The organism is Acidocella sp. C78 (assembly GCF_907164655.1).
The window spans coordinates 1-26,893 of record NZ_CAJQZK010000093.1 but is presented as its reverse complement, the minus strand read 5'-3'; the positions used below and the strand labels follow the sequence as shown (position 1 = coordinate 26,893).

Below are 26,893 nucleotides of genomic sequence, written 5' to 3'. Positions count from 1 at the left end.
CGGCCAGGTGGTCTTGGAGGCCTCGCTGCGCACATCGCGCAAGAATTTCGCCGGGTTGAACGCCAATGTCAGGTTGCTCCATGAAAACTGCCGAGAATCGCCGCCAGCGCCGGCCCTCGGGGTTCCGGCTGGCAGGGGTGGAGGGTCTCGAACCCCCAGCCTCCGGTTTTGGAGACCGGCGCTCTAGCCAATTGAGCTACACCCCTGCGGCGCGGACTGCCCGCGAACCGCGTGCATCCGTCCGCCTTGCACAACGACCGGGCCCCGCTGTCAAGTGCGGACAAGGGTCCGGATGGTTCAGACTGGAGCGGGTGACGGGAATCGAACCCGCACAGCCAGCTTGGAAGGCTGGAACTCTACCATTGAGCTACACCCGCAACGTGGTCGGGTATAGGCGCAGCGCGCGCCGCCATCAATAGAGCCGCGCGGAACGGGGCCCCGGGCGAGACAAACCGCGCCCGCTTGTCTATGCTGGCGGAATGGTCGCAACCCATGAGGTCTTCAACCAGGCCGGCGAACCACCCGATCACGACGCCTTCACCGCCGATGCCGCCCTTGCCGAAGCGGTCTCCGCCTTCGGCGCCTTCTGGGCAGCCCCCCATCTCGCCGCGGTCGGCGCCCGAATCGGTTCACCCGAACTGCGCGCCCTGGCGCGGGAGGCGAATCGCAACCCGCCCGAACTCGCCGCCTTCGACCGCTTAGGCCACCGCATCGACGAGGTCGCCTACCACCCCGCCTGGCACCGCCTGATGGGCATGATCCGTGCCGACCGCTTCCACAGCCTGGCCTGGACCGAGCCCCGCCCCGGCGCCCATGTCGCCCGCGCCGCCGTGGCCTATCTCTGGGGCCAGGGCGAACCCGGCGTCTGCTGTCCTGCGGCGATGACCTTCGCCGCCGCCGCCGCCCTCGCCCACGCGCCCGACCTGCTCGCCCGCTTCCGCGACCGGATTTTCGCACCTGGCTACGATCCGCGCCCGCTGCCGCCGGCCGAGAAGCCGGCGCTCGGCGTGGCAATGGCGATGACCGAGAAACAGGGCGGCTCCGATCTGCGCCAGACCCGCACTACCGCGACCCGCGCGGGCGATTCGTGGCAGCTGACCGGCCATAAATGGTTCTTCTCGGTCCCCGCCAGCGATCTCTTCCTCACCCTCGCCCGCACCGGCGAGACGATCTCCTGCTTCCTCGCCCAGGGCTGGCGCGACGATGGCAGCCGCAACGCCGTGCGCATCCAGCGGTTGAAGGACAAGCTCGGCAACCGCTCCAACGCCTCCGCCGAGGTCGAGTTCGACGGGCTGGAGGCGGTCATGGTCGGCGCCGAGGGCCGCGGCATCGCCACCATCATCGAGATGGCGCATCTCACCCGCCTCGAATGCGCGCTCGGCGCCGCGGCGCTGATGCGCCAGGCCACCTCGCTCGCTTTGCACCACGCCGCCCATCGCCGCGCCTTCCAGCGCGCCCTGATCGACCAGCCGCTGATGCGCGCCGTCCTCGCCGACATGGCGCTGGAGGCCGAGGCGGCGCTCTGGCTCGCCCTGCGCGCCGCCGCCGCGGCCGACGCCGCCGCGCGCGACCCCGCCGAAGCCGCCCTCGCCCGGATCATCGTCCCGGTCGCGAAATACTGGACCTGCAAGCGCGCCCCCGCCCTGCTTGCCGAGGCGCTGGAATGCCACGGCGGCAACGGCTTCGTCGAGGAACACCCGATCGCCCGACTCTACCGCGAGGCGCCGCTGAACGGCGTCTGGGAGGGGGCCGGCAATATCATCTGTCTCGACGTGCTGCGCGCGCTGACCCGCGCGCCCGAGGCCGCCGCCGCCCTCGCCGCCGAACTCGCCCCCGCCCGTGGTGCTGACACCGCGCTCGATGCGCTGATCGCCGGCGTCGAGGCGATGCTCGAACGCCCCGAAACTGCAGAGCCCGTCGCCCGCCGCCTCGTCGAGCATCTCGCCCTCGCACTCTCGGCCGCACTACTGCTGCGTCACGCCCCGGCTGCCGTCGCCGAGCGCTTCATCGCCGCGCGAATCGTCCATCCCGCCCTGGCCTTCGGCGCCGCCGGCACCACTGGCGGTGATACCGATCTCCTCACCCGCGCCGCCGTCATCCCGGCCGCCTGACCGAACGACTGAAGGAGCGACCGCCGATGCCCGAACCCGTCATCGCCCCCTACGGCACCACGCGCGCCGGCGCGAAGGTGCGGCGGATCACCCTCGCGAATACGGCCGGCATGTCGGTCAGCCTGCTCGACTATGGCGGCATCGTCGAGGAACTCCTGGTCCCCGATCGGCGCGGCCGCCTCGGCAATGTCGTGCTGACCTGCCCCACCCTCGCCGACTACGAGACGAAGAGCCCCTATTTCGGCGCGCTCGTCGGCCGCTACGCCAACCGCATCGCCGGCGCCGCCTTCACGCTCGACGGCGTCCGCCACACCCTGCCGGCCAACGAGGGCGCCAACACCCTGCATGGCGGCCCGGCCGACGGCCCCACGCCCAATTTCAGCCACCGCGTGTGGGATATCGTCGCCGCCACCGGCAGCGCCCTCACCCTCCGCCTGCACAGTCCGGACGGCGAGAACGGCTTCCCCGGCGACCTCACCGTCTACGTCACCTACACGCTGGCGCCGGACAACGCGTTCCGCCTCGACTATGCCGCCCGCGTCGCCGGCCGCGCCACGGTGCTCAACCTGACCAACCACGCCTATTTCAACCTCGCCGGCGGCGGCACCGCGCTCGACCACGAAATTGCCGTCGCCGCCGCGCGCTACCTGCCAGCGGACCCCGCGAACATCCCGACCGGCGCCATCGCCCCGGTTGCCGGCACCTGGCTCGACCTCATGCGCCCGCAGCCGATCGGCGCCACCCGCGCCGGGCTGGATCATTGCTTCGTGCTCGACAAGCCGGAAGGTGTGATCGGACCCGCCGCGCTCCTGCGCGACCCCGTCTCGGGCCGCATCCTCACGGTCGAGACCACCGAGCCCGCCGTGCAGGTCTATGCCGCCGGCAAGCTCGACCTGCCGCCTTACCGCGCGGGCGATGGAATCGCCCTCGAAACCCAGCATTTTCCCGATTCTCCCAACCGCGCAGGCTTCCCCTCCACCAGGCTGGACCCTGGCGAGGCGTTCCGTTCCAGCACCGTCTGGCGCTTCACGACCGACCGGAAAGGAACATGACGGGAACAAATAGTTAATAAATTCTTATCAACTGCGTTGCTGTTATGTTCTCTTCATGCAAAACTCACCCTCGACGGACGGGTCCACACGCCTTAAGATGAATTCGCGTTCAGGTTGCATGATCCGACCGTTCCCCACGCTGCCGCCCCTCACGCTTCAGGAGTTACCGATGGAAAAGAACAAGGCACTCGACGCCGCCCTGGCCCAGATCGAGCGCGCCTTCGGCAAGGGCTCGATCATGCGCATGGGGTCGCGCAGCGAGTCCGAGACGATCGACGTCATTTCCACCGGCTCGCTCGGGCTCGACCTCGCCCTCGGCATCGGCGGCCTGCCGCGCGGCCGCGTGATCGAGATCTACGGCCCGGAATCCTCGGGCAAGACCACGCTCGCCCTGCACGCCGTGGCCGAGGCACAGAAGCGTGGCGGCACCTGCGCCTTCGTTGATGCCGAGCACGCGCTCGACCCGATCTACGCCCGCAAGCTCGGCGTCGATGTCGACAACCTGCTGATCTCCCAGCCCGACACCGGCGAGCAGGCGCTCGAGATCGCCGACACCCTGGTCCGCTCCGGCGCGATCGACGTGCTGGTGGTCGACTCGGTGGCCGCCCTGGTTCCCCGCGCCGAGCTCGAGGGCGAGATGGGCGACAGCCATGTCGGCCTGCATGCCCGCCTGATGAGCCAGGCGCTGCGGAAGCTCACCGGCTCGATCTCCCGCTCGAAAACCCTGGTGATCTTCCTCAACCAGATCCGCCTCAAGATCGGCGTCATGTTCGGCAACCCCGAAACCACCACCGGCGGCAACGCGCTGAAATTCTACGCCTCGATCCGCATGGACATCCGCCGCATCGGCTCGATCAAGGACCGCGAGGAAGTCACCGGCAACCAGACCCGCGTGAAGGTGGTCAAGAACAAGCTCGCCCCGCCCTTCCGCCAGGTCGAGTTCGACATCATGTATGGCGAGGGCATATCCAAGGTCGGCGAATTGCTCGATCTCGGCGTGAAGGCCAGCATCGTCGAGAAATCCGGCGCCTGGTTCTCCTGCGACAGCCAGCGTATCGGCCAAGGCCGCGAGAACGCGAAGCAGTTCCTGCGCGACAATCCCGAGGTCGCCGCCTCGATCGAGCAGCGAATCCGCGCCCAGGCCAATCTGGTCGAGGCCGCGATGATCACCGACGAAACCGAGCCCGAAGCCGCCGAATGACCGCGCCGTAAGCGGCCGTCCCGGAGCCGCGCCTTGATTTCGGCTCGCCCGGTATTTAACAACCCCGTTTATTAACAAAGCTCAGGGTCAATTTATGAAGCGCGCTCTCATCACGGGCATCACCGGCCAAGACGGCGCCTATCTGTCGCAACTCCTCCTCGGCAAGGGTTACGAGGTGTTCGGCGTGATCCGCCGCTCCTCGCATCGCGGTGTCGAGGATCACCGGCTGCGCTGGCTGGGCATCGCCGACCGCGTCACGCTTCTTGATGGCGATCTGGCTGACCTCTCCAGCCTCGTCCGCATCGTCAAGGAGGTCCAGCCCGATGAGGTCTACAATCTCGCCGCCCAGTCCTTCGTCGCCTCGTCCTGGCGTCAGCCGATCCTGACTGCGAACATTACCGCCATCGGCGTCACCCACATGCTCGAGGCGCTGCGCGCGGAGAAGCCGGATGCGCGCTTCTACCAGGCCTCGTCCTCGGAAATGTATGGCCTGATCCAGGAGGAGATGCAGAGCGAGACCACCCCGTTCTATCCCCGCTCCCCCTATGCCGTCGCCAAGCTCTACGGCCACTGGATCACGGTGAACTACCGCGAGAGCTTCGGCATGCACGCCTCCTCCGGCATTCTCTTCAACCATGAAAGCCCGCTGCGCGGCGTGGAGTTCGTCACCCGCAAGGTCACCGACGGCGTCGCCCGCATCAAGCTCGGTCTCGCCACCGAGTTGCGCCTCGGCAATGTCGACGCCAAGCGCGACTGGGGCCACGCCCGCGACTATGTCAAGGCGATGTGGCTGATGCTCCAGCAGGAGACACCTGACGATTATGTCGTCGCCACCGGCCGCACCACCACGGTGCGGGACATGTGCCGGATCGCTTTCGAGCATGCCGGGCTCGACATCGAGCGGCACCTCGTCATCGATCCCGCCTTTTACCGCCCCGCCGAGGTCGACGTGCTGCTCGGCAACCCGGCCAAGGCGCATCGTGCTCTCGGCTGGCAGCCGGAAACCTCGCTCGAGCAGATGATTGTCGAGATGGTCGAGGCCGACCTCGCCCGCCTGCGCGAAACCACGCGCTAGCCTCTACGCGATGGAAGCGCCCACCCGCATCCTGGTCACCGGTGCTGGCGGCTTTGTCGGCCGGCGCCTGTGCGCCACGCTGGCGACCAGCTTCCCTGACGCCACCCTGGTGCCGCTGCGCGCCGACATCACCGATCCGGATGCGGTGGCTGCCGAAATACGCGCCGCGACCCCGGATTCGTGCATCCATCTTGCCGGCATCGCCGCGGTGCCCGCCGCCCGGCAGGATCCGCGGCGCGCCTTCGCCGTCAATCTGGATGGCACGCTCAATCTGGCCCGCGCCCTGCTCGACCACGCGCCGCGCTGCCGCCTCATCCACGCTGGCAGCGCCGACTGCTATGGCGCCAGCTTCCGCACCGGCCTGCCGCTTGACGAGTCCGCTCCGCTCGCCCCGCTCAACACCTATGCCGCGAGCAAGGCCGCAGCCGATCTTGCCCTCGGCGCGATGGCCGCCGAATCCGGGCTGAGGGTGCTGCGCCTGCGTCCGTTCAACCATGTCGGTCCCGGCCAGAGCGAGGCCTTCGCCCTCGGTTCATTTGCCGCCCAGCTTCGCCGCATCGCCGCCGGCGAGGCGCCCGCCGTGCTGCGCGTCGGCAATCTCGACGCCGAGCGCGATTTCCTGCACATCGCGGATGTCACCCGCGCCTATGCTCTCGCCCTGGCCCGGTTCGACGACCTGCCCGACGCGACGATCCTCAACCTCGCCTCCGGCACGCCGCGTCGCCTGCATGACATGGTCGAGGCGATGATCGCCACACTCGGTCTTCCGGTTGCCATCGAGCTGGACCCGGCCCGTCTCCGCCCGAGCGACATTCCGCGCGCCACGGGCAATGCCGATCGCGCCGCCACCCTGCTCGGCTGGCAGCCCACGCACAGCCTGCAGGACATTATCAGCGCCGTGCTGCAATAATCTGATATTAAATTTTTTCGCCCGCTCTCGATGATTTGGCTGTGCCCGCCGCCAGAAGGGCAATCTCGGTAGCGAGCAGCGGCGCCGGCGGATTGGCCAGCCAGCGCGCCGGTTGCGCCACGGCCAAGGCGAGCCTTGCGTGATAGGCAGCGCGCGTCACTTCCATGGCGCCGAACCGGGCCAGATGCGCGGTCAGAAACTGCGTGTCCAGCAGCGTAAACCCACCGAGCCGCAACCGCGCCACCAGATGCGCCAGCGCCAGCTTCGATGCGTCGCGCTCGCGCGAGACCATGCTCTCGCCGAAAAATGCCCCGCCGATCGCCAGCCCATAAAGCCCGCCAACCAGCGAGCCATCCCGCCATACTTCGACGCTGTGAGCATGGCCGCGCTCGTGGAGTTCGATGAAAAGTCGCTCGATTCCGGCATTGATCCAGGTTTCCGTCCGTCCCGGCGCCGGTGCCGCGCAGGCGGCGATCAGCGCCGGAAAATCTCGGTCGGCGACGATCTCGCAGGGCGTCGCCCGCAGCGTGCGGGCCAGTCGCCGCGGCAGATGGAATGCCTCGAGTGGCAGCACCCCGCGCCGGTCCGGATCGAGAAAATGCAGCGTCGCTGAATCCCGCCGCTCCGCCATTGGAAACAGGCCGAGCCGGTAGGCGCGCAGCAGCAGGTCGGCGGTCAGCTCGGCGTCATGCGGGGCCATGACCGATGATGTCCTGAAACGCACGGCGCGACAACCGTGCCCTTGTCGACCCCGCCCCTTCGTGTTCCCGCTATGTTCAGGTGGATCGCAAGGCCCTCGCAACACATCGACAGATGCCTCGGCGATGCCTTCACCTGACATGCGGATGACATTGCCGCAACCCTGCGGTATGGCAAAGTCAGAACCATGTCTCAGGAATGACCGGCCGCTCCATGACCTCCAGCAACGACATCCGCGCAACCTTTCTCGACTTCTTCGCCCGCAACGGCCACGAGGTGGTGCCCTCGGCACCGCTGGTGCCGCGCAACGACCCGACGCTGATGTTCGTCAACGCCGGCATGGTGCCGTTCAAGAACGTCTTCACCGGCCATGAGCACCGGCCCTATGTCCGCGCCGCATCCTCGCAGAAATGCGTCCGCGCCGGCGGCAAGCACAACGATCTCGACAATGTCGGCTACACCGCCCGGCACCACACCTTCTTCGAGATGCTCGGCAATTTCTCCTTTGGCGACTATTTCAAGGATGTCGCGATCGAGAACGCCTGGACGCTGCTGACCCGCGACTTCGGCCTGCCGAAGGAAAAACTCCTCGTCACCGTCTACCACGAGGACGACGAGGCCGCCTCGCTCTGGAAACGGATCGCCGGATTGCCGGACGGGAAAATCATCAGGATCGCGACCGACGACAATTTCTGGCGCATGGGCGATACCGGCCCCTGCGGCCCCTGCTCGGAAATCTTCTACGATCACGGCCCGTCCATTCCCGGCGGCCCGCCCGGCAGCCCGGACGAGGATGGCGACCGCTTCATCGAGATCTGGAACCTCGTCTTCATGCAGTTCCTCGAAGAGCCGGCCGGCGTGCGCAACCCGCTGCCCCGCCCCTCGATCGACACCGGCATGGGCCTGGAGCGCTTCGCCGCCATCCTCCAGGGCAAGCACGACAACTACGATACCGACACGCTGCGCGCCCTCATCCTCGCCTCGGCCGAGGTCTCCCACACCGATCCCGACGGCGCGCACAAGGTCAGCCACCGCGTCATCGCGGATCATCTCCGCGCCACTTCCTTCCTGATCGCCGATGGCGTGCTGCCCTCGAACGAGGGCCGCGGCTACGTGCTGCGCCGGATCATGCGCCGCGCCATGCGCCACGCCCACCGGCTCGGCATGCGCGAACCCTTCATCTACCGCCTGGTCCCCGCCCTCACCCGGCAGATGGGCGTCGCCTTCCCCGAACTCCCCCGCGCCGAGGCCCTGATCGTCGAGACGCTGAAACTGGAAGAGCAGAAATTCGCGGTCATGCTCGAACGCGGCCTCTCGCTCCTTGAGGATGAGGTGCAGAAACTCGGCTCGGGCGAGAAACTCCCGGGCGCGGTCGCCTTCAAGCTCTACGACACCTACGGCTTCCCGCTCGACCTGACGGAGGATGCGCTGCGCGAACAGCGTCGCGGCCTCGACCATGACGGCTTCACCGCCGCCATGGCGGAGCAAAAGGCCCGCGCCCGCGCCGCCTGGGCCGGCTCCGGCGATGCCGCGACCGAAACCGTCTGGCTCGACCTGCGCGACCGCCTCGGCGGCACCGAGTTCCTCGGCTACTCGACCGAGGAGAGCGATGCGAGCCTCCTCGCCGTGGTGGTGGCCGGCGCCCCCGCCGGCCGCGCCGAGGCCGGGCAGGAGGTCGCCCTCATCCTCAACCAGACGCCCTTCTACGCCGAAAGTGGCGGCCAGGTCGGCGACACCGGCACGCTCACCGCCCCCGGTGTCACCATCCGCGTCACCGACACCCAGAAAAAGGCCGGCGACCTCTTCGTCCATTACGGCACGATCGAGGAAGGTGAGATCGCCCCCGGCGACTCCCTCCATGCCGAGGTCGATCACGCCCGCCGCGGCGCCATCCGCGCCCACCATTCGGCGACCCACCTGCTGCACGAGGCGCTGCGCCGCGCTCTCGGACCGCATGTGACGCAGAAAGGCAGCCTGAACGCGCCGGACCGGCTGCGCTTCGACATCTCCCAGCCCCGCCCGGTGACGGGGGCGGAACTGCGCGCCGTCGAGCGCGAGGTCAACGCCCGCATCCGCGAGAACGCCGCGGTCGAAACCAGGCTGATGACGCCGGACGAGGCGGTGAAGCGCGGTGCTATGGCCCTGTTCGGCGAGAAATACGGCGATGAGGTGCGCGTCGTCTCGATGGGCGCCGGCGATGGCGACAAGTCGGCCTATTCGATCGAACTGTGCGGCGGCACCCATGTCGGCCGCACCGGCGATATCGGCGCCTTCCGCATCCTCGCCGAATCGGGTGTCGCCGCCGGCATCCGCCGCATCGAGGCGGTGACGGGCGAAGCCGCCCTCGCCGCCACCGAGGCCGAGGCCGACCTGCTGGAAGAGGCCGCCGCCGCGCTCAAGGTCGCCCCCGCCGAACTTCCAGGCCGTATCGCAGCCCTGATCGAGGAGAAAAAGCGCTTCGAGCGGCAGGTCGCCGAGCTGCAGCGCAAGCTCGCCACCGGCGGCGCCGCGTCCGAGATCGAGGAGGTGGCCGGCATCAAGTTTGCCGCCCGCAATCTCGGCGAGGTCTCGCCGCGCGACCTGAAATCGCTGGCGGATTCCATCCTGAAATCGATGGACTCTGGCATCGCCGCCCTGGTTTCCACCGCCGAGGGCAAGGCGAGCATCGTCGTCGCCGTCTCGCCGGATCTCACCGACCGCTTCAACGCCGTCACCCTGGTCCGCACCGCTTCGGAAGCGGTCGGCGGCAAGGGCGGCGGCGGTCGGCCGGACATGGCCCAGGCCGGCGGCCCGGATGGCGGCAAAGCCGACGACGCCCTCGCCGCGATCCGCGCATCCATCGGCGGCTAGAGCATCATCCGATCGGATGGAGTCATCTGAGTGGATAAAGATGCTCTGGTTATCGACAAGATAGAACCCGTTCCGATCCAGAAGGATCGGAACGGGTTCTAACCGCCGAGGGGAGAGCAATAAATCAGCCGATCGACATCAGGCTGGCATTACCCCCCGCCGCCGCGGTGTTGACGCTGATCGACTGCTCCTCGAGGAGGAATTCGAGCGGATAATCCCACTCGGAATGGTCCTCCGCCGGCAGGGCGTGGACCGGCACGATCGGCCCGTCCCGCTCCGCCAGCGCCATTTGCAGCGCGATCAGCGCGTCGCGATGCCCCTCGAACAGCACGGCGTGGAATTCCGCCCGCGCCACCGAACCCTCCGGCGCGATCGCCGGGCGGATCGCCGCCGGCAACCGGGCAAGGTCAGAATCGACCCCGGCGCACAGCACCAGCGGCGCATTGCCGGTGGCAAGGCAGGCGGCGATCTGCCGCCACATGCCCTCGGGGCTCGCCGCCCGGCAGAGCACAAGCCCCTTCGGCTTCAGCCGCAACGTATTCTGCTCGCCCACCGGACCCGGCAGTTCGGCATCGCGGAACGCCGCCGTTGCATAGCGCAGCGCCGGCGCGGTCTCGATCCCCTGCTCCCGCATCCACCCGATCAGCGTCGCCAGCGCCGGCGGGACCTCGCCGGCGCCATGCGGCATTGGCCGCCGCGCCAGCAGCCGGCGCAGGTAGAATGGCCCGCCCGCCTTCGGCCCGGTGCCCGACAGCCCATGCCCGCCGAAGGGCTGCACGCCGACCACGGCGCCGACGATGTTGCGGTTGACGTAGATATTGCCCGCCTCGGCCTTGCCGATCGCCTGTGCGATCGTCTCGTCGATCCGGCTATGCACGCCGAAGGTCAGCGCATAGCCCAGCGCGTTCACCGCCTCGATCATCGCATTCCGCTGCTCGCGGCGATAGCGCACCACATGCAGCACCGGCCCGAACACCTCGCGCTCCAGCGCCGAGGGATGGTCGATTTCGATCATCGTCGGCGCCACGAACCAGCCAGCTTCGGTTTCCGGCGGCAGCGACACCGAGAAGACCTTGTGCCCCCGCCCTTCCATCGCAGCGACATGGGCGCGGATATTGTCCCGCGCCTCCCGCGTGATCACCGGGCCGACATCGCTCGACAGCCGGTCCGTTGCCCCCAGAGTGAGTTCCTCCATCGCGCCGCGCAGCATGGCGAGCAGCGCATCGGCGATGTCGTCCTGCACCAGCAGGATGCGCAGCGCCGAGCAGCGCTGCCCGGCGGAATCGAAGGCCGAGGTCACGATATCGCCCACCGCCTGTTCCAGCAGCGCCGAGGAATCGACCAGCATCGCGTTCTGCCCGCCGGTCTCGGCGATCAGCGGCACGGGCATGCCGTGAGGGTCGAGGCGCCGCGCGAGCGTGGCCTGGATCAGCCTTGCCACCGCGGTCGAGCCGGTGAACACCACGCCGCAGACCCTGGCATCCTCGACCAGCGCGGCCCCGGTCCGCCCATCGCCCGGCAGCAGCTGCACCGCATCCGCCGGGACGCCCGCCTCGTGCAGGATCCGCACGCCCTGGGCGGCGATCAGCGGGGTTTCCTCAGCCGGCTTGGCGAGCACCACATTGCCGGCGGCGAGTGCGGCGACCACCTGGCCGGTGAAGATGGCGAGCGGGAAGTTCCACGGGCTGATCGCCGCCACCACGCCGAGCGGGCGATGCGTCTCGTTGTCGAACCCGTCCTGCAACTGGCCCGCGTAATAGCGCATGAAATCGACCGCCTCGCGCACCTCGCCGATCGCCGCCGGGAGCGACTTGCCGGCCTCGCGCACGATCAGCCCGACCAGCGCGGTCATGCGGTGTTCGAGCAGGTCGGCGGCGCGGAGCAGGATCGCGGCGCGCTCGGCGGCAGGCGTCGCCTGCCAGATCGGCGCCATGGCGGCGGCGCGGGCGAGAGCGGCGCCGACCGCGCCCTCATCCGGCTCGATGACGGTGCCGACGCGGTCGGCCGTATTCGCGGGGTTGACCACGGCCCGGCCCGGCGCGGCCGGATCGGCGTCCGGCGGGGCGGCGCGCCAGTCCTGTTCGAGGCTCGCCAGCAGCGCCGAGCCGAGCGAGGCGAGGCGCTGCTCGCTTGAGAGGTCGAATCCGGCGGAATTGCGCCGCGCGCCCAGGATCTCGCTTGGCAGCGCGATTTTCGGATGCGGCGCGCCAAGCGGCTCGATCTTCCTTGCCGCGGCGACCGGGTCCTCGATCAGCGCCTCGACCGGCACGCGATGATCGGCGAGGCGATTGACGAAGGAGGTGTTGGCGCCGTTCTCCAGCAGCCGGCGCACGAGATAGGCCAGCAGCGTCTCATGGGTGCCGACCGGCGCGTAGATCCGGCAGGGCCGGTCGAGCTTCTGCTGGCCGACGACTTCCTCATACAGCGGCTCGCCCATGCCGTGCAGGCACTGGAACTCGTAGTCCCCCACCTCGAAAGCTGGCCCGGCGAGGGCGTGGATGCTCGCCAGCGTCAGCGCGTTATGCGTCGCGAATTGCGGGAAGATCTCGGTGCGCGACGCCAGCATCGCCCGCGCGCAGGCGAGATAGGACAGGTCGGTGTGGATCTTGCGGGTGAAGACCGGGAAGCCTTCCAGCCCGTCGAGCTGGGCGCGCTTGATCTCGCTGTCCCAGTAGGCGCCCTTGACCAGCCGAACCATCAGCCGGTGGCGGCTGCGGCGGGCGAGGTCGATCAGGAACTCGATCACCGAGCGCGCGCGCTTCTGGTAGGCCTGCACCACGAAGCCGATGCCGTTCCAGCCGGCGAGGCCCGGCTCGAAGCAGAGACCTTCCAGCAGGTCGAGCGAGAGGTCGAGCCGGTCGGCTTCCTCGGCGTCGATGTTGATGCCGATATCGTAGCGGCGGGCCAGCAGGGCCAGCGCCTTGAGCCGCGGCGCCAGCTCCTCCATCACCCGGGCGCGCTGGGCGCGGCCGTAGCGCGGGTGCAGCGCCGAGAGCTTCACCGAAATGCCGGGGCCGCGATAGATTCCCTTGCCGCCCGAGGCGGCGCCGATCGCGTGGATCGCCTGTTCGTAATCGCGATAGTAGCGCGCGGCGTCGGCGGCGGTGAGTGCCGCCTCGCCCAGCATGTCGTAGGAATAGGCGAAGCCCTTCGCCTCGCGCTTGCGGGCATTGGCCAGCGCCTCGCCGATGGTGCGGCCCATGACGAACTGCTCCCCCATCAACCGCATCGCGATGTTCACGCCGCGGCGGACAACCGGCTCGCCGCCGCGGGCGAGCAGCCGGCTCAGCGCCGAGGACAGGCCGGCCTCGCTCGCGGTCGCGTTCAGCCTGCCGGTGAGCAGCAGTCCCCAGGTGGCGGCGTTGATAAAGACCGACTTGTTGCCGCCGAGATGGCTCTGCCAGTCGCCGGCGCCGATCTTGTCGCGGATCAGGGCGTCGCGCGTCGCGGCGTCAGGGATGCGGAGCAGCGCCTCGGCGAGGCACATCAGCGCGATGCCCTCGTGGCTGGACAGCGCGTATTCCTGCAGCAGCGTCTCGACCATGCCGGCATTGCGGCGGGCGCGCAGCGCGGTGACGAGATTGGTCGCGGTCGCCCGCGCCTGTTTCGCGGCGGCGGCGGGCAGGGTCGCGCCCTCGATCAGCCCGGCGATCGCGTCGGTTTCCGGGATTCGGTAGGCGGCGGTGATCGCGGCGCGCAGCACCGTCTGCGGCTGCACGTCCTGGACGAATTCGAGGAAGGGCACGGCGGCGGGCGCATCGTCCTCGGCGGTGGCGGCGGCGTCGAGCGCCTCGCCGCGTTCGAGCCGCTCGAGCCCCGCGAGAATGAGCTGCTTGGCGAGGTGATGCGTCGTCCGCCCCTCGCGCTCGGCCAGGGCGCGGAGCCGGGTGCGGACCTGATCGTCGAGCTTGACCCCCATCGTGCTGACAGCCATCGCCGTTCCTCCTGTTTGGGTTGCACCTGCGATGGAAAGCGAGTTACACCTTTTGTCGAAAAAGGTGCAACCAAATTCGTCGCTGCGGTGCACCCTATGGCGGCAGACCGTATTTCCGCTAGAAACGAACCGTCATGACGTTGCAGCGCAGCCAGATCCGCATCGCGGTCAATTTCGTGCTTGACGGTCTGCTGGCCGCGCTGGCGGTCATCGCCGCCTGCTGGCTTGCCGATCCGGCGAAACCGATGCCCTCGCCGCCGATCCTCCCACTTGCCGGGTCGGCGGCGATCTGGCTGATCGGCGTGCCGTTCGGCCTTCCCCGGCAGCACTGGCGTTTCACTGCCATGCCAGATGCGGTCGCGGTGCTGGCGAGTGCGATCTCCGCCGCGTTGCTGATCGTGCTGCTGCTTGTCGGCGTCGGCGCGAGGATGCCCTCGGCGAGCTATCCGCCGCTGCTGATCATTACGCTGGCCCTCGCGCTGCTGGCGCCGCGCGTGCTCTACCGGATGGCGCGCAGCCGCCGCGAGGTGCTGTCGGACGATGCCGAGACCGCGCTGCTGCTCGGCGATGGCGAGGGCGCCGAACTGTTCCTCGCCGCCCTTTCGCGCGAAAGCCAGCAGCGCTACCGGGTCATCGGCGTGCTGTCCGGTTCGGGGCGGGAAACCGGGCGACGCATTCATAATGTGCCGATTCTCGGCGAGGTGAGCGGGCTGGCGGCGGCGCTCGACCGCCTGGCCGAGGCCGGGCAGATGCCGGCCGTGCTGGTGGTGGCGAGCCGCGAACTCGTCGGCCCGGCGCTGCGCGACATCATGGACGAGGCCGAGCGCCGCGGCATCCGCACCGCCCGCGCGCCGCGGCCCACCACGCTCTCGCCCACCACGCCGGGCGAGCCTGAGACCGCGCTGCGCCCGATCGCCATCGAGGACCTGCTCAACCGCCCGCAGGTCGCGCTCGACCGCGAGGGCATGGCGAGGATGATCCAGGGGCGCTGCGTGCTGGTCACCGGCGCCGGCGGCTCGATCGGCTCGGAACTGGCCCGCCAGGTCGCGGGGTTCGGGCCGGCGCGGCTGGTCCTGCTCGATTCAAGCGAGTTCGCGCTGTGGCAGATCGATCTTGAACTGTCGGAACTCGTGCCCGGCCTCGCGCGTGCGGCGGTGATCGCCGATGTGCGCGATCGCGCGCGGATCGAGGCGCTCTGCGCCGCGTGGCGGCCGGACCTCGTCTTTCACGCGGCGGCTTTGAAACATGTGCCGATCGTCGAGGCCAACCCGCTGGAGGGAATCGCCACCAACGCGCTCGGCACCCGCAACGTGGCGGATGCCGCGCGCGCCGCCGGCGCCGGGCTCATGGTGCTGATCTCGACCGACAAGGCGGTGAATCCCTCCTCGGTGATGGGGGCGTCGAAACGGCTGGCGGAGATGTATGCCCAGGGGCTCGACGTCGCGGCGCGGCGGCAGGAGGGGATGCGGATCGTGACCGTGCGGTTCGGCAACGTGCTGGGCTCGACCGGCTCGGTGGTGCCGCTGTTCCGCCGCCAGCTCGCCCGCGGCGGGCCGCTGACGGTCACGCATCCCGACATGCGGCGCTATTTCATGACGGTGCGCGAGGCGGTTTCGCTCGTGCTGCAGGCCGCCGTGGTCGGCCGCTCGGACGCGGCGCTGCCGGTCGCACAGGGCGGGATCTTCGTGCTCGACATGGGCGAGCCGGTGAAGATCGTTGATCTGGCGCGGCAGATGATCCGCCTTGCCGGACTCAGGCCCGATCTCGACATCCCGATTAGCTTCACCGGGCTCAGACCGGGGGAAAAACTGTTCGAGGAGCTGTTCCACGGCGCCGAACGACCGATCGAGACCGGGTTTCCCGGCCTGCTGATGGCCGCCCCCCGCGTGGCCGATGCCGCGCTGGTCGGCCGCGCCTTCGACGAGCTCGCCGCCCTGATCCAGCGCGGCGAGACCGCCGTCGCCCTCGCGGCGCTGGCAAGGCTGGTGCCCGAGTTCGGCGCGCAACCCCTCGCCGCGGCGGGCCCGACCGGCTAGAGAACGCCGATGGACACCGATCTTCCCCCGATTCCGTTTCTCGATCTCAAGGCGCAGCAGGCGCGGCTCGGCCCCGGCCTGCGGACGCGGATCGACGCCGTGCTGGCGCATGGCCAGTTCATCCTCGGCCCCGAAGTCACCGAGCTGGAGCAGCGCCTCGCCGCGTTCTGCGGGGCGGCGCATTGCGTCAGCGTGAGTTCAGGCACCGACGCGCTGCAGATCGCGATGATGGCGGAGGGGATCGGACCGGGTGATGCCGTGTTTCTGCCGGCCTTCACCTATACCGCGACCGCCGAAGTGCCGCTGCTGCTGGGTGCTACGCCTGTCTTCGTCGATATCGACCCGGCGACGTTCCAGATCGATCCCGCGCATCTGGAGGCGCGGATCGATGCCGTGAGCGCGGCCGGATTGCTGCGGCCGCGAGCGGTGGTCGGGGTCGATCTGTTCGGGCAGCCAGCACCCTGGCCGGCGCTGCGCGACATCGCCGCCCGGCACGGGCTGTTCACGCTGGATGACTGCGCCCAGGCCTTCGGCGCCGCCCTCGGCGGCGAGCGCCTCGGCCGTGCCGCGGATGCCACGGCGACCAGCTTCTTCCCCTCGAAACCGCTCGGCGCCTATGGCGATGGCGGCGCGCTGTTCACCGAGAGCGACGAGCGCGCGGCGCTGTACCGCTCGCTGCGCACCCATGGCGAGGGGACGACGCGCTACGACGTGCAGCGGATCGGCATGAACGGACGGCTGGACACGTTGCAGGCGGCCGTGCTGCTCGCCAAGCTCGACGTGTTCGAGGCCGAGCTGGCGCGGCGGGAGACGATCGCCCGACGGTATGACGAGGCGCTGGTCTCGGCGTTCGTCACCCCGATCCGCGTGCCGGAGAGTTCGAGCGCCTGGGCGATCTATGCGGTGCTGCTGCGCGACGGCGCGGCGCGCGAGGCGATGCAGGCGCGGCTGCGGGCGCGCGGCGTGCCGAGTGCGGTGTATTACCGAAGCCGCTGCATCACCAGCCGGCCTATCGCGCAGCACATGACGGTACGGCGCTGCCCGTTTCCGAGGATGTGGCGACGCGGATCATGGCGCTGCCGCTGCATCCCGATCTCGACGACGCGCAGGTGGCGCGGGTGATCGAGGCCTGTCTCGAAGGGGCAGCCAATGCCGCGGGGTGACCTGTTTCCCGAGGTCGGCCCGTATCAGACGGGGTCTCTGCCGGTCGGCGACGGGCATGTGATCTACTGGGAGCAGGTGGGCAATCCGCGCGGCCGTCCGGTGCTGTTCCTGCATGGCGGGCCGGGCGCCGGCGCGGGCGCGGTCCACCGGCGCTTCTTCGACCGGCGTTCTGGCGGGTGGTGATCTTCGACCAGCGCGGCGCCGGGCGCTCGACGCCGCTGGGCAGCCTGGAGCGGAACACGACGCCGGCGCTGATCGAGGATATCGAGGCGCTGCGCGAGCATCTCGGCATCAGGCAGTTCCTGCTGTTCGGCGGCTCCTGGGGCTCGACCCTCGCGCTGGCCTATGCCCAGTCGCATCCCGAGCGGGTGATGGGGATGGTGTTGCGCGGCATTTTCCTCGGCCGGCCGAGCGAGGTTGACTGGTTTCTTGAAGGGATCGCCCGCTTCTTTCCCGACGCGCATGCGGCGCTGGTGAACTTCCTGCCCGAGGCGGAGCGCGGTGACGTGCTGGGGAGTTATTTCCGCCGGCTCTGCGATCCCAATCCGGCCATTCACCTGCCGGCGGCACAGGCCTGGTCGGTCTATGAGGGATCGTGCTCGACGCTGCTGCCAAGCTACGAGACGGTCAGCGCCTTCGCGCAGGACCGCACCTCGCTCGGGCTCGCGCGGATCGAGGCATATTATTTCCTCAACAACCTGTTCCTGCCGCCGGACGGGTTGCTGGCCGGTATGGAGCGTCTGGCCGGCGTGCCGGGCGAGATCGTGCAGGGTCGCTACGACATGATCTGCCCGCCGAATTCCGCCTTCGACCTCGCGGCAGCCTGGCCGGCCGCGCGGCTGACGGTGGTTCCGGATGCCGGACACTCAGCGCTGGAGCCGGGCATTCGCGCGGCGCTGCTGGCCGGGCTGGAGCGGGTCCGTAATCTGACCTGAGTTTGCCCCACAGGTCACTTCGGGCTTTAACCGGGTCCGGAGCGCAGCTTTGCCCCGAATTTGCCCGCATCGGGCGATACAATACGACGAATGGCAAGGAGACACGATATGGCGCGGGGACGGCGCGCGGTTCTGGGAGCGATGATGGGGGCGCCGCTCGCGGCACGGGCCTCCGACATTACGGCCATTCCACTCGCCATCACGATGGGCACCGGGCAGCCGGGCGGCGGATTTTCGGTCTATGGCCAGGCCTGGGGACAGGCGGCGCAGAAATCGGCGCGGATGTCTCTGTCCTATCGCGCCTCCGGCGGCAGTGCCGCGAATGTGCTGCTGGTGGAACAGAACGCGGCACAGCTCGGCCTCGTGGTGCTCGCCGTTGCCAACCAGGCCTGGGCTGGCCGGGGGACATGGACCAGCGGCGTGAAGTTGCAGGGGTTTCGAGCCCTGTTCCCGATTTGCGGCGCGAGCCTGCAGATTTTCGCCCCGGCAAGATCCCGCATCCGTCGGCTGCGTGACCTTGCCGGAAAAGTGATCGGCGTCGGGCCGGCAGGCGGCGCTGGCGCGGTTCTGGCCCTCCCGGCGCTCGCTGCCGCCGGAATCAGGCCCCGGCTGGCGATCGAGGGGCTCTATGGCGAGCAGATCGACCTGCTGCATCGCGGGCGGCTCGACGCCTGCGCGTTCTTCGGCATCACCCCTTTGCCGGCGGTGCGCGAGGCCGCCGCGCGGGGCGGCTTCAACCTGATCGGCTTCGCGCATGACGAGATCACGGCGGCGGCAAAAGCGCTGCCGGGCATCGGCGCCGCGGTGATCGGGCGGCATACGCTACCCCATTTGTCCGCTCCCGTGGCGACGATCGGCTCCGAAGCCATCGCCATCGGCGCGGTGAGCCTGCCGGGGAGCATTGCCGGCGCGGTGACGACGACGGCGATGCTCCACCGGACGGAATTGCTGCGCGGGCTGCCCGGCAGCGGCCCTGCGCGGCTTGGCCCGGACTGGATCGACCGCAGCTCGCCCGTACCCTTTCACCCCGGCGCGGCGGCGGCATTGCGCAAGGTGGGGCTCGGCGTGCCGGATGCGCTCATCCGCGGCTAGAGCACTTTCCGATCCATCAGGGTCGGATGTAGTTCATTATGTCATTGGCATATCCGGGCGTCGGTTCCCCATCGGGTGACGCTTCGGCCCCCTTCATACGATTCTTGAGCGGACCCGTTCGATGCGAAGACTGATCATGACCGCGGTTGCCCTGAGCCGACGCCACGCGCGCTCGGTGATCGCGGCCTATCTCGCCGCCATCGTACTGGGGCTCGCCTACACCGCGACGCATCTCGGCATCGACACCAATACCGATCACCTCTTCGCGGCCAGCCTGCCCTGGCGGCAGGAGCAGATGAAATTCGACAAGGCGTTTCCGCAGTTCCAGAACCTCATTGTCGCGGTGGTGCGCGCCGATGTGCCGGAAACCGCGGATGCGGCGGCAAGGGCGCTCGCCGCGAAGGTGGCGGCAGACAAGGTTCATTTCCACGACGCCACGCGCCCCGGCACCGGCAGTTTCTACGACCGCGACGGGCTGCTGTTGCTGCCCGAGACCCAGCTCGCGACATTGCTGAACGCGATCGTGATCGCGCAGCCTTTTCTCGGCCAGCTCTCGGCCGATCCCTCCGCCGCCGGGCTGTTCAAGGCGCTCGACCTGATGGCGGTGGGCGTTGGCGCCGGGCAGGCCAATCTTGCCCCGTACCGCGCCCAGCTCGACACGTTCCGCAAGGCGCTCGCCGCCGCCGCCGCGGGCCACGCAACGCCGCTGTCATGGCAATCGCTGCTGATGCCGGGGGTGGCGGCCGAGCAGGGCGATGTGCGTTTCGTGCTGATCCATCCGGTGCTCGATCATGGCGCGCTGCAACCCGGCGGGGTGGCGACGGCGGCGCTGCGGCGGATCATCGCCGGACTGCCGGAGGTGAAGGATGGCGCGGCGCGGATCAGCTATACCGGGCAGATACCGCTCTCGGACGAGCAATTCGCGAGCCTGACCCAGGGGATGGTGGCCGGCCTGCTGATCAGCACAGCGCTGATCACGCTCTGGCTCGTGCTGGCGGTGCGGTCGTGGCGGATGATCGTGCCGATCCTCGCCACGCTGCTGGCCGGGCTGGCACTGACGATCAGCTTCGCTGCCCTCGCCATCGGCACGCTGAACCTCATTTCGGTCGCCTTCGCGATTCTGTTCGTCGGGCTCGCGGTCGATTTCGCCATCCAGTTCTGCGTGCGGCTGCGCGACGTGCGCCACCGGGTGGACGATCCGGCGCTGGCGCTGATCGGCGCCGCCGACGAGGCGGGGCTGCAGATCGCGCTGGCCGCCGGGGCGACCGCCTGCGGCTTTCTCGCTTTCGTGCCGACCAGCTTCGTCGGCGTGGCGGAGTTGGGGCTGATCGCCGGCATCGGCATGGTGATCGCCTTCTTCTGCACGATCAGCTTCCTGCCAGCCCTGCTGGCCTTCACCCGGCCGCGCGGCGAGGCGGAACGGATCGGCTTTCCGATCGGCGACTGGGCCGATGGCACACTGCGCCGCCATGGCCGCGTGGTGCTCGGCGTGTTCGCCGCAATCGCCCTCGCCGGGATTCTTGCGGCCGCGACGCTGCAATTCGACGCCAACCCGCTCGATACCCAGAACCCCAATACCGAGGCGATGCGGACGTTGCAGTCCCTGCTCGGAAAATCGGTAACGAATCCTTTCTATATCAACGTCCTGGCGAAGGATGTTGGGGAGGCGCGCGATCTTTCGGCGCGGCTTGGCAAGCTGCCCGAGGTGGCGCAGGTCATTTCCGGGGCAACCTTCGTGCCGCTGCACCAGAGCGCCAAGCTCGGCATGATCCGGCAGACCCAGGACATTCTCGCGCCGAGCCTTGCCACGGGCACGCCGCCGGCAGTGACGCCGCAGCGCCTGCGCGCGGCGGCGGCACAGGCGGCGGCGGCCATCGCCTCGGTAGAGAGCAAGCTGCCAAAGACCTCGCCGCTGCGCGGGATCGGCGCCGCGCTGGCGCAGCTGAAATCGGCTCCCGACGCGCGGGTGATGGCGATGAACGCCGCCCTCACCCGCTATCTACCGGATGCGCTGAAGCGGCTGAACCAGGCGCTCTCGGCGCGGGAGATCACCGCGACGAACCTGCCGGCCTCGGTAAAGCGCGACTGGTTCCTACCGGATGGCGCGGTGCGGGTGCAGGTGATCCCGACCGCGGCGGCGCAGCGCTCGGCGGGGCTGTGGCGCTTCGTGCGGGCGGTGGAGACGGTGGTGCCGGTCGCCGCCGGGCCGGCCGCGACCACCGTGGCGACGGCGGATACGATTCTCGGTGCCTTCCGCGAGGCCGCGGCGCTGGCCGCCGTCGCGATCGCGCTGATTCTGATGCTGTTTCTCCGCTCGGCGCGGGATTCGGCGCTGGTGGTGCTGACCCTGGCGCTGTCGGCCTTTCTGACCGCGCTGTTCGCGCATCTCGCAGGGCTGCAGCTGAACTACGCGAACATCATCGCCCTGCCGCTGCTGCTCGGGGTCGGCGTATCGTTCAACGTGTATTTCGTGATGAACTGGCGCGACGGGATGAAACATTTGCTGGGCTCGGCTACGGCGCGGGCGGTGCTGTTCTCGGCGCTGACCACCGGCACCGCCTTCGGCTCGCTCGCGGCCTCGCGCGATCGTGGCACGGCGAGCCTTGGCGAATTGCTGCTGCTGAGCCTGGTGGCGGTGCTGATCGCCACTTTCGTGTTCCTGCCCGCGCTGCTCTCCCTGCTGCCGCGACGCGAATGACGCTTGAAAAGCGCAGCCTGTCGCTCTCGGGGCATCGGACCAGCGTGGCGCTAGAGCCGGAATTCTGGGCGGCGCTGGAGGCGGCGGCGGCGCGGCGCGGCGTGGCGCTCGGCACGTTGGTCGGCGAGGTGGACGCATCGCGCGACCCCGAACGCCCGCTCGCCTCGGCGCTGCGGGTGTTCGCCCTGATCGCCGGAGGGTAGCGCGGCATCTTCCCTGACCCTATAGTAATCGGCAAAATTGCCAGACTGGAAACGAGACACCATGCCCCAATACCGTTCCCGCACCTCCACCCACGGCCGCAACATGGCGGGCGCCCGCGCGCTCTGGCGCGCGACCGGCATGGGCGATGCGGATTTCGGCAAGCCGATCATCGCCATCGCCAATTCCTTCACCCAGTTCGTGCCCGGTCATGTGCACTTGAAGGATCTGGGCCAGCTCGTCGCCCGCGAGATCGAGGCCGCCGGCGGGGTGGCGAAGGAGTTCAACACCATCGCCGTCGATGACGGGATCGCCATGGGCCATGGCGGGATGCTGTATTCGCTGCCCTCGCGCGAACTGATCGCCGATGCGGTGGAATACATGGTCAACGCCCATTGCGCCGACGCGCTGGTCTGCATTTCCAACTGCGACAAGATCACGCCGGGCATGCTGATGGCGGCGATGCGGCTGAACATCCCGACCATCTTCGTCTCGGGCGGGCCGATGGAGGCGGGCAAATACATCGCCGATGGCGAAACCAAGGCCGCCGACCTGATCACCGCCATGGTCGTCGCCGCCGACCCGACCAAGACCGACGAGCAGGCCGCGGTAATGGAACGCTCCGCCTGCCCGACCTGCGGTTCGTGCTCGGGCATGTTCACCGCCAATTCGATGAACTGCCTGACCGAGGCGCTCGGCCTCGCGCTGCCGGGCAACGGCTCGCTGCTCGCCACCCACGCCGACCGCAAGCGGCTGTTCGTCGAGGCCGGATGGCAGATCGTCGATCTCGCCCGGCGCTATTACGAGCAGGACGACGAGGGCGTGCTGCCGCGCCGTATCGGCGGGTTCAAGGCGTTCGAGAACGCGATGTCGCTCGATATCGCGATGGGCGGCTCGACCAATACGGTGCTGCATCTGCTCGCGGCGGCCCGCGAGGCGGAACTCGACTTCACCATGGCGGACATCGACCGACTCTCGCGCCGGGTGCCCAATCTCTGCAAGGTCTCGCCCTCGGTCAGCAATGTCCACATGGAGGACGTGCACCGCGCCGGCGGCATCATGGCCATTCTCGGCGCGCTCGACCGCGCCGGGCTGATCCATCGCGATTGCACCACGGTGCACGAGAAGACAATCGGCGAGGCGATCGACCGCTGGGACGTGATGCGCGGCGGCGAGACGGCGAAAACGCTTTACAGCGCGGCTCCCGGCGGGGTGCGGACAACCGAGGCTTTCAGCCAGAGCCGGCGCTACGAGAGCCTCGATCTTGACCGCGAGACGGGTGTGATCCGCGACGCCGAACATGCGTTCAGCAAGGATGGCGGGCTCGCGGTTCTGTATGGCAACATCGCGCTCGACGGCGCGATCGTGAAGACAGCGGGGGTTGATTCCTCGATCCTCGTCTTCGAGGGGCCAGCACGGATCTTCGAGAGCCAGGAAGACGCGGTCGCCGGCATTCTCGGTGACAAGGTCAAGGCGGGCGACGTGGTGCTCATCCGCTACGAGGGTCCGAAAGGCGGGCCGGGAATGCAGGAAATGCTGTATCCGACCTCGTATCTCAAATCGAAGGGCCTCGGAAAATCCTGTGCGCTGATCACCGACGGGCGGTTCTCCGGCGGCACGGCGGGGCTGTCGATCGGGCATATCTCGCCGGAAGCGGCCCAGGGCGGGGCGATCGGGCTGGTCGAGGAGGGCGACATCGTCGCCATCGACATCCCGAACCGCAAGCTTGACGTGAAGCTCGACGAGGCGACACTCGCAGCACGGCGCGCCGCGATGGAGGCGAAGGGCAAGGCGGCTTGGAAGCCGGCGGCGCGCGAGCGCTTCGTCTCCGCCGCTCTCCAGGCCTATGCCGCGCTGACCACGAGTGCGGCCAATGGCGCGGTCCGCGATGTGACGCAGGTTCAGCGCGGGTGACAGAACATCATCCCAGTCTGCTCCCCGTTCGAATGCTCCGAGAGGCGGTCGGAATTCGCCCGGCGGAATCAGTCGCTTGAGGCGAATATCCGGCGCGCGTTCGCGGAGATTTTCAAGGTCGACGGTGCGCGCAAGGTCTGGCGGCAGGTGCGGCGGGGATGATGCCACGCTCTATGATATTGATAATTTGAGCATCTTTGTCCGATCAGATGACCCGATCTGATCGGATGATGTTTCAAGCACCGCGTTCGAGGGCCGCGGCGACGTGCTGGGCAAACCGATGTGCTGTTGCGGAGGCACCCGGCAATTCGATCAGCGCGATCTCGGTATCGGCGAGTGGCGGCAACCTGTCGCCCTGCGGCAGCGGCGTCAGAAAATCCGGGCACATTTCACGCGGTAGCACGGCAACGCCGAGCCCGGCGCGAACCGCCGCCTGGGTGCCGGCCAGGCTGGTCGAGGTATAGGCGCAGCGCCAGGGGCAGCCGACCGCATCCAGCGCCGCGATCGCCCGCCGCCGATAGACGCAGGGCTGCGGCGAGACGATCAACGGCACCGGCCCCTCCCCGGGCACCGAAAGCCGGTCCCGCGCCACCCACACCAGCGGCTCACGCCACACCCGCGTGCCATCCAGCGCGACATCCGGCTCACGCTTCACCAGCACAAGGTCGAATCGGCCGGCCCGGAATCCCTCTTCAAGATTGAGGGTCAGGTCGCAGGTCACCTCCAGCTCGACACGCGGATGCGCATCCACGAACGCCGCCAGAACCTTTGGCAGATGCACCGTCGCGAAATCCTCCGGCACGCCGAGCCGCACCAGCCCCACCACTTCCGGCTCAAGCAGATCGGCAAGCGCCGCATCGTTCAACCGCAGCAGTTGGCGCGCATGGCCGAGCAGACGCTCCCCCTCGTCGGTCAGGCGCAGATGGCGCGGCCCACGCACGAAGACCGGCCGGCCGAGCATCTCCTCGAGGCGCTTCATCTGCAGGCTCACGGCGGATTGCGTGCGCCCCAGCATCTCCCCGGCGCGGGTGAAACCGCCCGCATCGGCGATCGTTACAAAGCTGCGCAGGAGGTCGAGATCCAGGGTGCGAAGGGGCATCGGCGCCTCATCATTAGCATTTTCAATGTTTGAGATATCGATAACTCGTTTCACAAATCAATGCCTCTGTCATACCGGATTGCGGGAAGGAGGCCGCACATGGATTTTTCTTATTTTCCCGCCTGGTTCGCCCTTGGTGGCGCCGCGCTCGCCGCGGCGGATCGCGGCGGAGAGCGCAGTCTGCGGCGCGCGGAACGCGCGGGCTGGGCGAGCCTCGCCGCCGCCGCCGGGCTGATCGCGCAGCGCTGGGCCGCTCCGGGCCCGACCGACGGGCTCGCCGCGAGCCTCACCCTGCTCACCAGTTTCGTGGGCGCCGTGGTGCAGTCCTTCTCCACCCGCTACATGCGCGCCGACCCGAGCCGCCGCCTTTATGCAATCCGGGTTTCGCTGTTGCTCGCCTCGGTTCTCGTGCTCGTCCGTACCGGCGATGCGCTGGTGTTCCTGCCGGTCTGGTTCGCCAGCGGCCAGCTCCTCGCCGCGCTGATCGGCCATGCCGGCTCGCACGCCGCCGCCGCCGCCGCGCAGCAGGCACGGCGCGCCTTCGCGATCGGCGATGCGGCTCTCCTTGCTGCCCTCGCGCTGCTCGGCGCTCATGCGGGCTCGACGAACCTTGCGGCGATGATCAACGGCGCCGCATCGCTGCCGGCCGTGCTCCGCGGGCTTGCCGCCGGGCTCCTTCTGCTCGCCGCGATGGCGCGCTCGGCCCTGCCGCCATTCTCCACCTGGCTGATGCGCTCGATGACGGCGCCAACCCCCGTCTCCGCCCTGATGCATGCCGGCCTCGTCAATGCCGGAGGGTTCCTGCTGATCCGCTTCACCGCCGTGCTCGCCGCAGCCCCGGCAGTGCAGGCGCTGGCCATCGGCGCCGGCCTGTTCGCGGCGGTCTGGGGAGGCTTCCTCCAACTCGTCCGGCCGGAGATCAAACAGTCCCTCGCCGGATCGACCATCGCGCAGATGGGCTTCATGATCCTGACCTGCGGCCTCGGCGGCGATGCCGCAGCCCTCTGGCATCTGATCGCGCACGGCCTGTTCAAGGCATGGCTGTTCCTCGGCTCAGGCGCCGCCATCGGCCCGGCCCTGCGGCCGGGGCGGCCGCAAGGCGCGGCCACCACCGCGCTCGCCGCGCTGCTCGCCCTCGCCGCGATCGCCTGGCTCGATGCCCAAGGCATCGTCACAGGCGCAGCGCTGCTGCCCACCGCCCTCGCCATCGCCACCGGGCTCGGCGCCGCCCTCTCGGTCGGCACGCCCCGGCTGATCCTGCTGCTGCCCATTCTGTCGGGCTTGTACCTGGCCGGGCTTGGCGCAACCGAAGCCCTGCTCGCCGCCCCGCCCGCCATACCCGTCGGCGGCGATGGCCTCGTGTTCGCGCTGGCGGCCGTCTTCCTCGCCGGCGGCGTCGCGCAGGCGCTGCTGCGCCAGGGCGGATCCGGCCTGCCCCGCCCGCTGCATGTCCGGCTGCTGAACGCCTGAAAGGACCAGACCCATGAATGTCGATCTCGCCAGACCCACCTTCGCCGCTTCCGGGGCCACCGAAACGCTGGACGCCCAGATCGCCGCCGCCGCGCGCGCCGTACCTGCGCTCTGGCCGCTGGATGGCGCCATCGCGGTCAACCCGCTCGCCGCCTTCGAGGACCATCCGTTCGAAACCGCGATCCGCGCCGGGGCCCGGCAGTATGGCGCCCGCGCGGCGCTGAAGCTCGATCTCTGGCGCAGCCTCGCGCAACAGGGCCAGCCACCGCGCGATGCCGTGCGCGATGTCGCGATCGACCGGCTCGGCGGGCTGGACGCCGCCTTCCACAGCCTCGGCCCGGACGTCACCCCGTTGGACTGCCTGATGGCACGATTGTTCGACCTACCGCCATCACCGCCGGTGCCCGCGCCCGCCGATCCCGCCGCGATGCTCGTCGCCCGCTGGTGCGCCG

Annotated in this window: 16 protein-coding genes, 2 tRNA genes and 2 pseudogenes; 15 read left to right on the top strand and 5 right to left on the bottom strand. The window is 69.0% G+C overall.

Features of this window, described 5'->3' with window-relative positions:
• Positions 1-129: 129 nt before the first annotated feature.
• A tRNA-Trp gene (locus ACIDOCELLA78_RS95440) sits at positions 130-206 on the bottom strand.
• A 97-nt stretch (positions 207-303) separates the two neighbouring features.
• Positions 304-377, bottom strand: a tRNA-Gly gene (locus ACIDOCELLA78_RS95435).
• Positions 378-479: 102 nt separating this feature from the next.
• On the opposite strand from ACIDOCELLA78_RS95435, the gene ACIDOCELLA78_RS95430 reads away from it, so the two are divergent.
• From ACIDOCELLA78_RS95430 to ACIDOCELLA78_RS95410, 5 genes are all read left to right on the top strand, one after another.
• Positions 480-2,111, top strand: coding sequence for an acyl-CoA dehydrogenase family protein (locus ACIDOCELLA78_RS95430; RefSeq protein ID WP_201729714.1), 1,632 nt, complete (start codon positions 480-482; stop codon positions 2,109-2,111).
• A 26-nt stretch (positions 2,112-2,137) separates the two neighbouring features.
• Entirely contained in the window at positions 2,138-3,163 is a 1,026-nt protein-coding gene (locus ACIDOCELLA78_RS95425; protein ID WP_201729713.1) for an aldose epimerase family protein, read from the top strand.
• Between the two features lie 169 nt (positions 3,164-3,332).
• Positions 3,333-4,364, top strand: coding sequence for a recombinase RecA (gene recA, locus ACIDOCELLA78_RS95420; protein WP_201729712.1), 1,032 nt, complete (start codon positions 3,333-3,335; stop codon positions 4,362-4,364).
• Between the two features lie 94 nt (positions 4,365-4,458).
• Positions 4,459-5,439, top strand: a complete 981-nt coding sequence (gene gmd / locus ACIDOCELLA78_RS95415; protein WP_201729711.1) for a GDP-mannose 4,6-dehydratase — start codon at positions 4,459-4,461, stop codon at positions 5,437-5,439.
• 10 nt (positions 5,440-5,449) lie between these two features.
• Positions 5,450-6,349: an NAD-dependent epimerase/dehydratase family protein gene (locus tag ACIDOCELLA78_RS95410; protein WP_201729710.1), complete on the top strand. Its 900-nt coding sequence runs from the start codon at positions 5,450-5,452 to the stop codon at positions 6,347-6,349.
• A gap of 7 nt (positions 6,350-6,356) precedes the next feature.
• On the opposite strand, the gene aat is transcribed toward ACIDOCELLA78_RS95410, so the two are convergent.
• The gene (aat, locus tag ACIDOCELLA78_RS95405) at positions 6,357-7,049 is read right to left on the bottom strand and encodes a leucyl/phenylalanyl-tRNA--protein transferase (RefSeq protein WP_201729709.1); all 693 of its coding nucleotides are present in this window, start codon (positions 7,047-7,049) and stop codon (positions 6,357-6,359) included.
• 212 nt (positions 7,050-7,261) lie between these two features.
• Between aat and alaS the strand changes: the two genes are divergently transcribed.
• Positions 7,262-9,898, top strand: coding sequence for an alanine--tRNA ligase (gene alaS / locus ACIDOCELLA78_RS95400; RefSeq protein WP_201729708.1), 2,637 nt, complete (start codon positions 7,262-7,264; stop codon positions 9,896-9,898).
• A 124-nt stretch (positions 9,899-10,022) separates the two neighbouring features.
• Here the strand turns inward: alaS and putA are convergent, their stop codons facing one another.
• Positions 10,023-13,832, bottom strand: coding sequence for a trifunctional transcriptional regulator/proline dehydrogenase/L-glutamate gamma-semialdehyde dehydrogenase (gene putA, locus ACIDOCELLA78_RS95395; RefSeq protein ID WP_201729707.1), 3,810 nt, complete (start codon positions 13,830-13,832; stop codon positions 10,023-10,025).
• Between the two features lie 134 nt (positions 13,833-13,966).
• On the opposite strand from putA, the gene ACIDOCELLA78_RS95390 reads away from it, so the two are divergent.
• The 7 genes and pseudogenes from ACIDOCELLA78_RS95390 (at position 13,967) to ilvD (ending at position 23,872) form a co-directional block, all read left to right on the top strand.
• A complete protein-coding gene (locus tag ACIDOCELLA78_RS95390; RefSeq protein WP_201729706.1) occupies positions 13,967-15,868 on the top strand; it encodes a nucleoside-diphosphate sugar epimerase/dehydratase in 1,902 nt (633 codons plus the stop codon).
• Positions 15,869-15,967: 99 nt separating this feature from the next.
• Positions 15,968-17,031, top strand: a pseudogene (locus ACIDOCELLA78_RS95385) (DegT/DnrJ/EryC1/StrS family aminotransferase).
• Positions 17,018-17,967, top strand: a pseudogene (gene pip / locus ACIDOCELLA78_RS95380) (prolyl aminopeptidase). The pseudogenes ACIDOCELLA78_RS95385 and pip overlap by 14 nt, the downstream one beginning before the upstream one ends.
• Positions 17,968-18,075: 108 nt before the next feature.
• The gene (locus tag ACIDOCELLA78_RS95375) at positions 18,076-19,059 is read left to right on the top strand and encodes a TAXI family TRAP transporter solute-binding subunit (protein WP_201729705.1); all 984 of its coding nucleotides are present in this window, start codon (positions 18,076-18,078) and stop codon (positions 19,057-19,059) included.
• 121 nt (positions 19,060-19,180) lie between these two features.
• Positions 19,181-21,757 carry an MMPL family transporter gene (locus ACIDOCELLA78_RS95370; RefSeq protein WP_201729704.1) on the top strand — a complete coding sequence of 859 codons (2,577 nt, stop codon included), beginning with the start codon at positions 19,181-19,183 and terminating at the stop codon, positions 21,755-21,757.
• Positions 21,754-21,960 (top strand): ribbon-helix-helix domain-containing protein, encoded by a 207-nt coding sequence (locus ACIDOCELLA78_RS95365; protein WP_201729703.1) that lies wholly within the window; start codon positions 21,754-21,756, stop codon positions 21,958-21,960. The genes ACIDOCELLA78_RS95370 and ACIDOCELLA78_RS95365 overlap by 4 nt, the downstream gene beginning before the upstream one ends.
• A 61-nt stretch (positions 21,961-22,021) precedes the next feature.
• Entirely contained in the window at positions 22,022-23,872 is a 1,851-nt protein-coding gene (ilvD, locus tag ACIDOCELLA78_RS95360; RefSeq protein WP_201729702.1) for a dihydroxy-acid dehydratase, read from the top strand.
• Positions 23,873-24,107: 235 nt separating this feature from the next.
• Here the strand turns inward: ilvD and ACIDOCELLA78_RS95355 are convergent, their stop codons facing one another.
• Positions 24,108-24,971 (bottom strand): LysR substrate-binding domain-containing protein, encoded by an 864-nt coding sequence (locus ACIDOCELLA78_RS95355; protein WP_201729701.1) that lies wholly within the window; start codon positions 24,969-24,971, stop codon positions 24,108-24,110.
• A 99-nt stretch (positions 24,972-25,070) separates the two neighbouring features.
• On the opposite strand from ACIDOCELLA78_RS95355, the gene ACIDOCELLA78_RS95350 reads away from it, so the two are divergent.
• Together ACIDOCELLA78_RS95350 and ACIDOCELLA78_RS95345 are read left to right on the top strand one after the other, a co-directional pair.
• Positions 25,071-26,441: a proton-conducting transporter membrane subunit gene (locus tag ACIDOCELLA78_RS95350; RefSeq protein ID WP_201729700.1), complete on the top strand. Its 1,371-nt coding sequence runs from the start codon at positions 25,071-25,073 to the stop codon at positions 26,439-26,441.
• Between the two features lie 13 nt (positions 26,442-26,454).
• Positions 26,455-26,893 (top strand): putative inorganic carbon transporter subunit DabA (locus tag ACIDOCELLA78_RS95345; RefSeq protein ID WP_201729699.1); only part of this gene is annotated, 439 nt, incomplete at its 3' end.

Coding starts and splice junctions, on each gene's coding strand:
- ACIDOCELLA78_RS95430 (WP_201729714.1), top strand. CDS start 480: ATGGTCGCAACCCATGAGGTCTTCAACCAGGCCGGCGAACCACCCGAT.
- ACIDOCELLA78_RS95425 (WP_201729713.1), top strand. CDS start 2,138: ATGCCCGAACCCGTCATCGCCCCCTACGGCACCACGCGCGCCGGCGCG.
- recA (WP_201729712.1), top strand. CDS start 3,333: ATGGAAAAGAACAAGGCACTCGACGCCGCCCTGGCCCAGATCGAGCGC.
- gmd (WP_201729711.1), top strand. CDS start 4,459: ATGAAGCGCGCTCTCATCACGGGCATCACCGGCCAAGACGGCGCCTAT.
- ACIDOCELLA78_RS95410 (WP_201729710.1), top strand. CDS start 5,450: ATGGAAGCGCCCACCCGCATCCTGGTCACCGGTGCTGGCGGCTTTGTC.
- aat (WP_201729709.1), bottom strand. CDS start 7,049: ATGGCCCCGCATGACGCCGAGCTGACCGCCGACCTGCTGCTGCGCGCC.
- alaS (WP_201729708.1), top strand. CDS start 7,262: ATGACCTCCAGCAACGACATCCGCGCAACCTTTCTCGACTTCTTCGCC.
- putA (WP_201729707.1), bottom strand. CDS start 13,832: ATGGCTGTCAGCACGATGGGGGTCAAGCTCGACGATCAGGTCCGCACC.
- ACIDOCELLA78_RS95390 (WP_201729706.1), top strand. CDS start 13,967: ATGACGTTGCAGCGCAGCCAGATCCGCATCGCGGTCAATTTCGTGCTT.
- ACIDOCELLA78_RS95375 (WP_201729705.1), top strand. CDS start 18,076: ATGGCGCGGGGACGGCGCGCGGTTCTGGGAGCGATGATGGGGGCGCCG.
- ACIDOCELLA78_RS95370 (WP_201729704.1), top strand. CDS start 19,181: ATGCGAAGACTGATCATGACCGCGGTTGCCCTGAGCCGACGCCACGCG.
- ACIDOCELLA78_RS95365 (WP_201729703.1), top strand. CDS start 21,754: ATGACGCTTGAAAAGCGCAGCCTGTCGCTCTCGGGGCATCGGACCAGC.
- ilvD (WP_201729702.1), top strand. CDS start 22,022: ATGCCCCAATACCGTTCCCGCACCTCCACCCACGGCCGCAACATGGCG.
- ACIDOCELLA78_RS95355 (WP_201729701.1), bottom strand. CDS start 24,971: ATGCCCCTTCGCACCCTGGATCTCGACCTCCTGCGCAGCTTTGTAACG.
- ACIDOCELLA78_RS95350 (WP_201729700.1), top strand. CDS start 25,071: ATGGATTTTTCTTATTTTCCCGCCTGGTTCGCCCTTGGTGGCGCCGCG.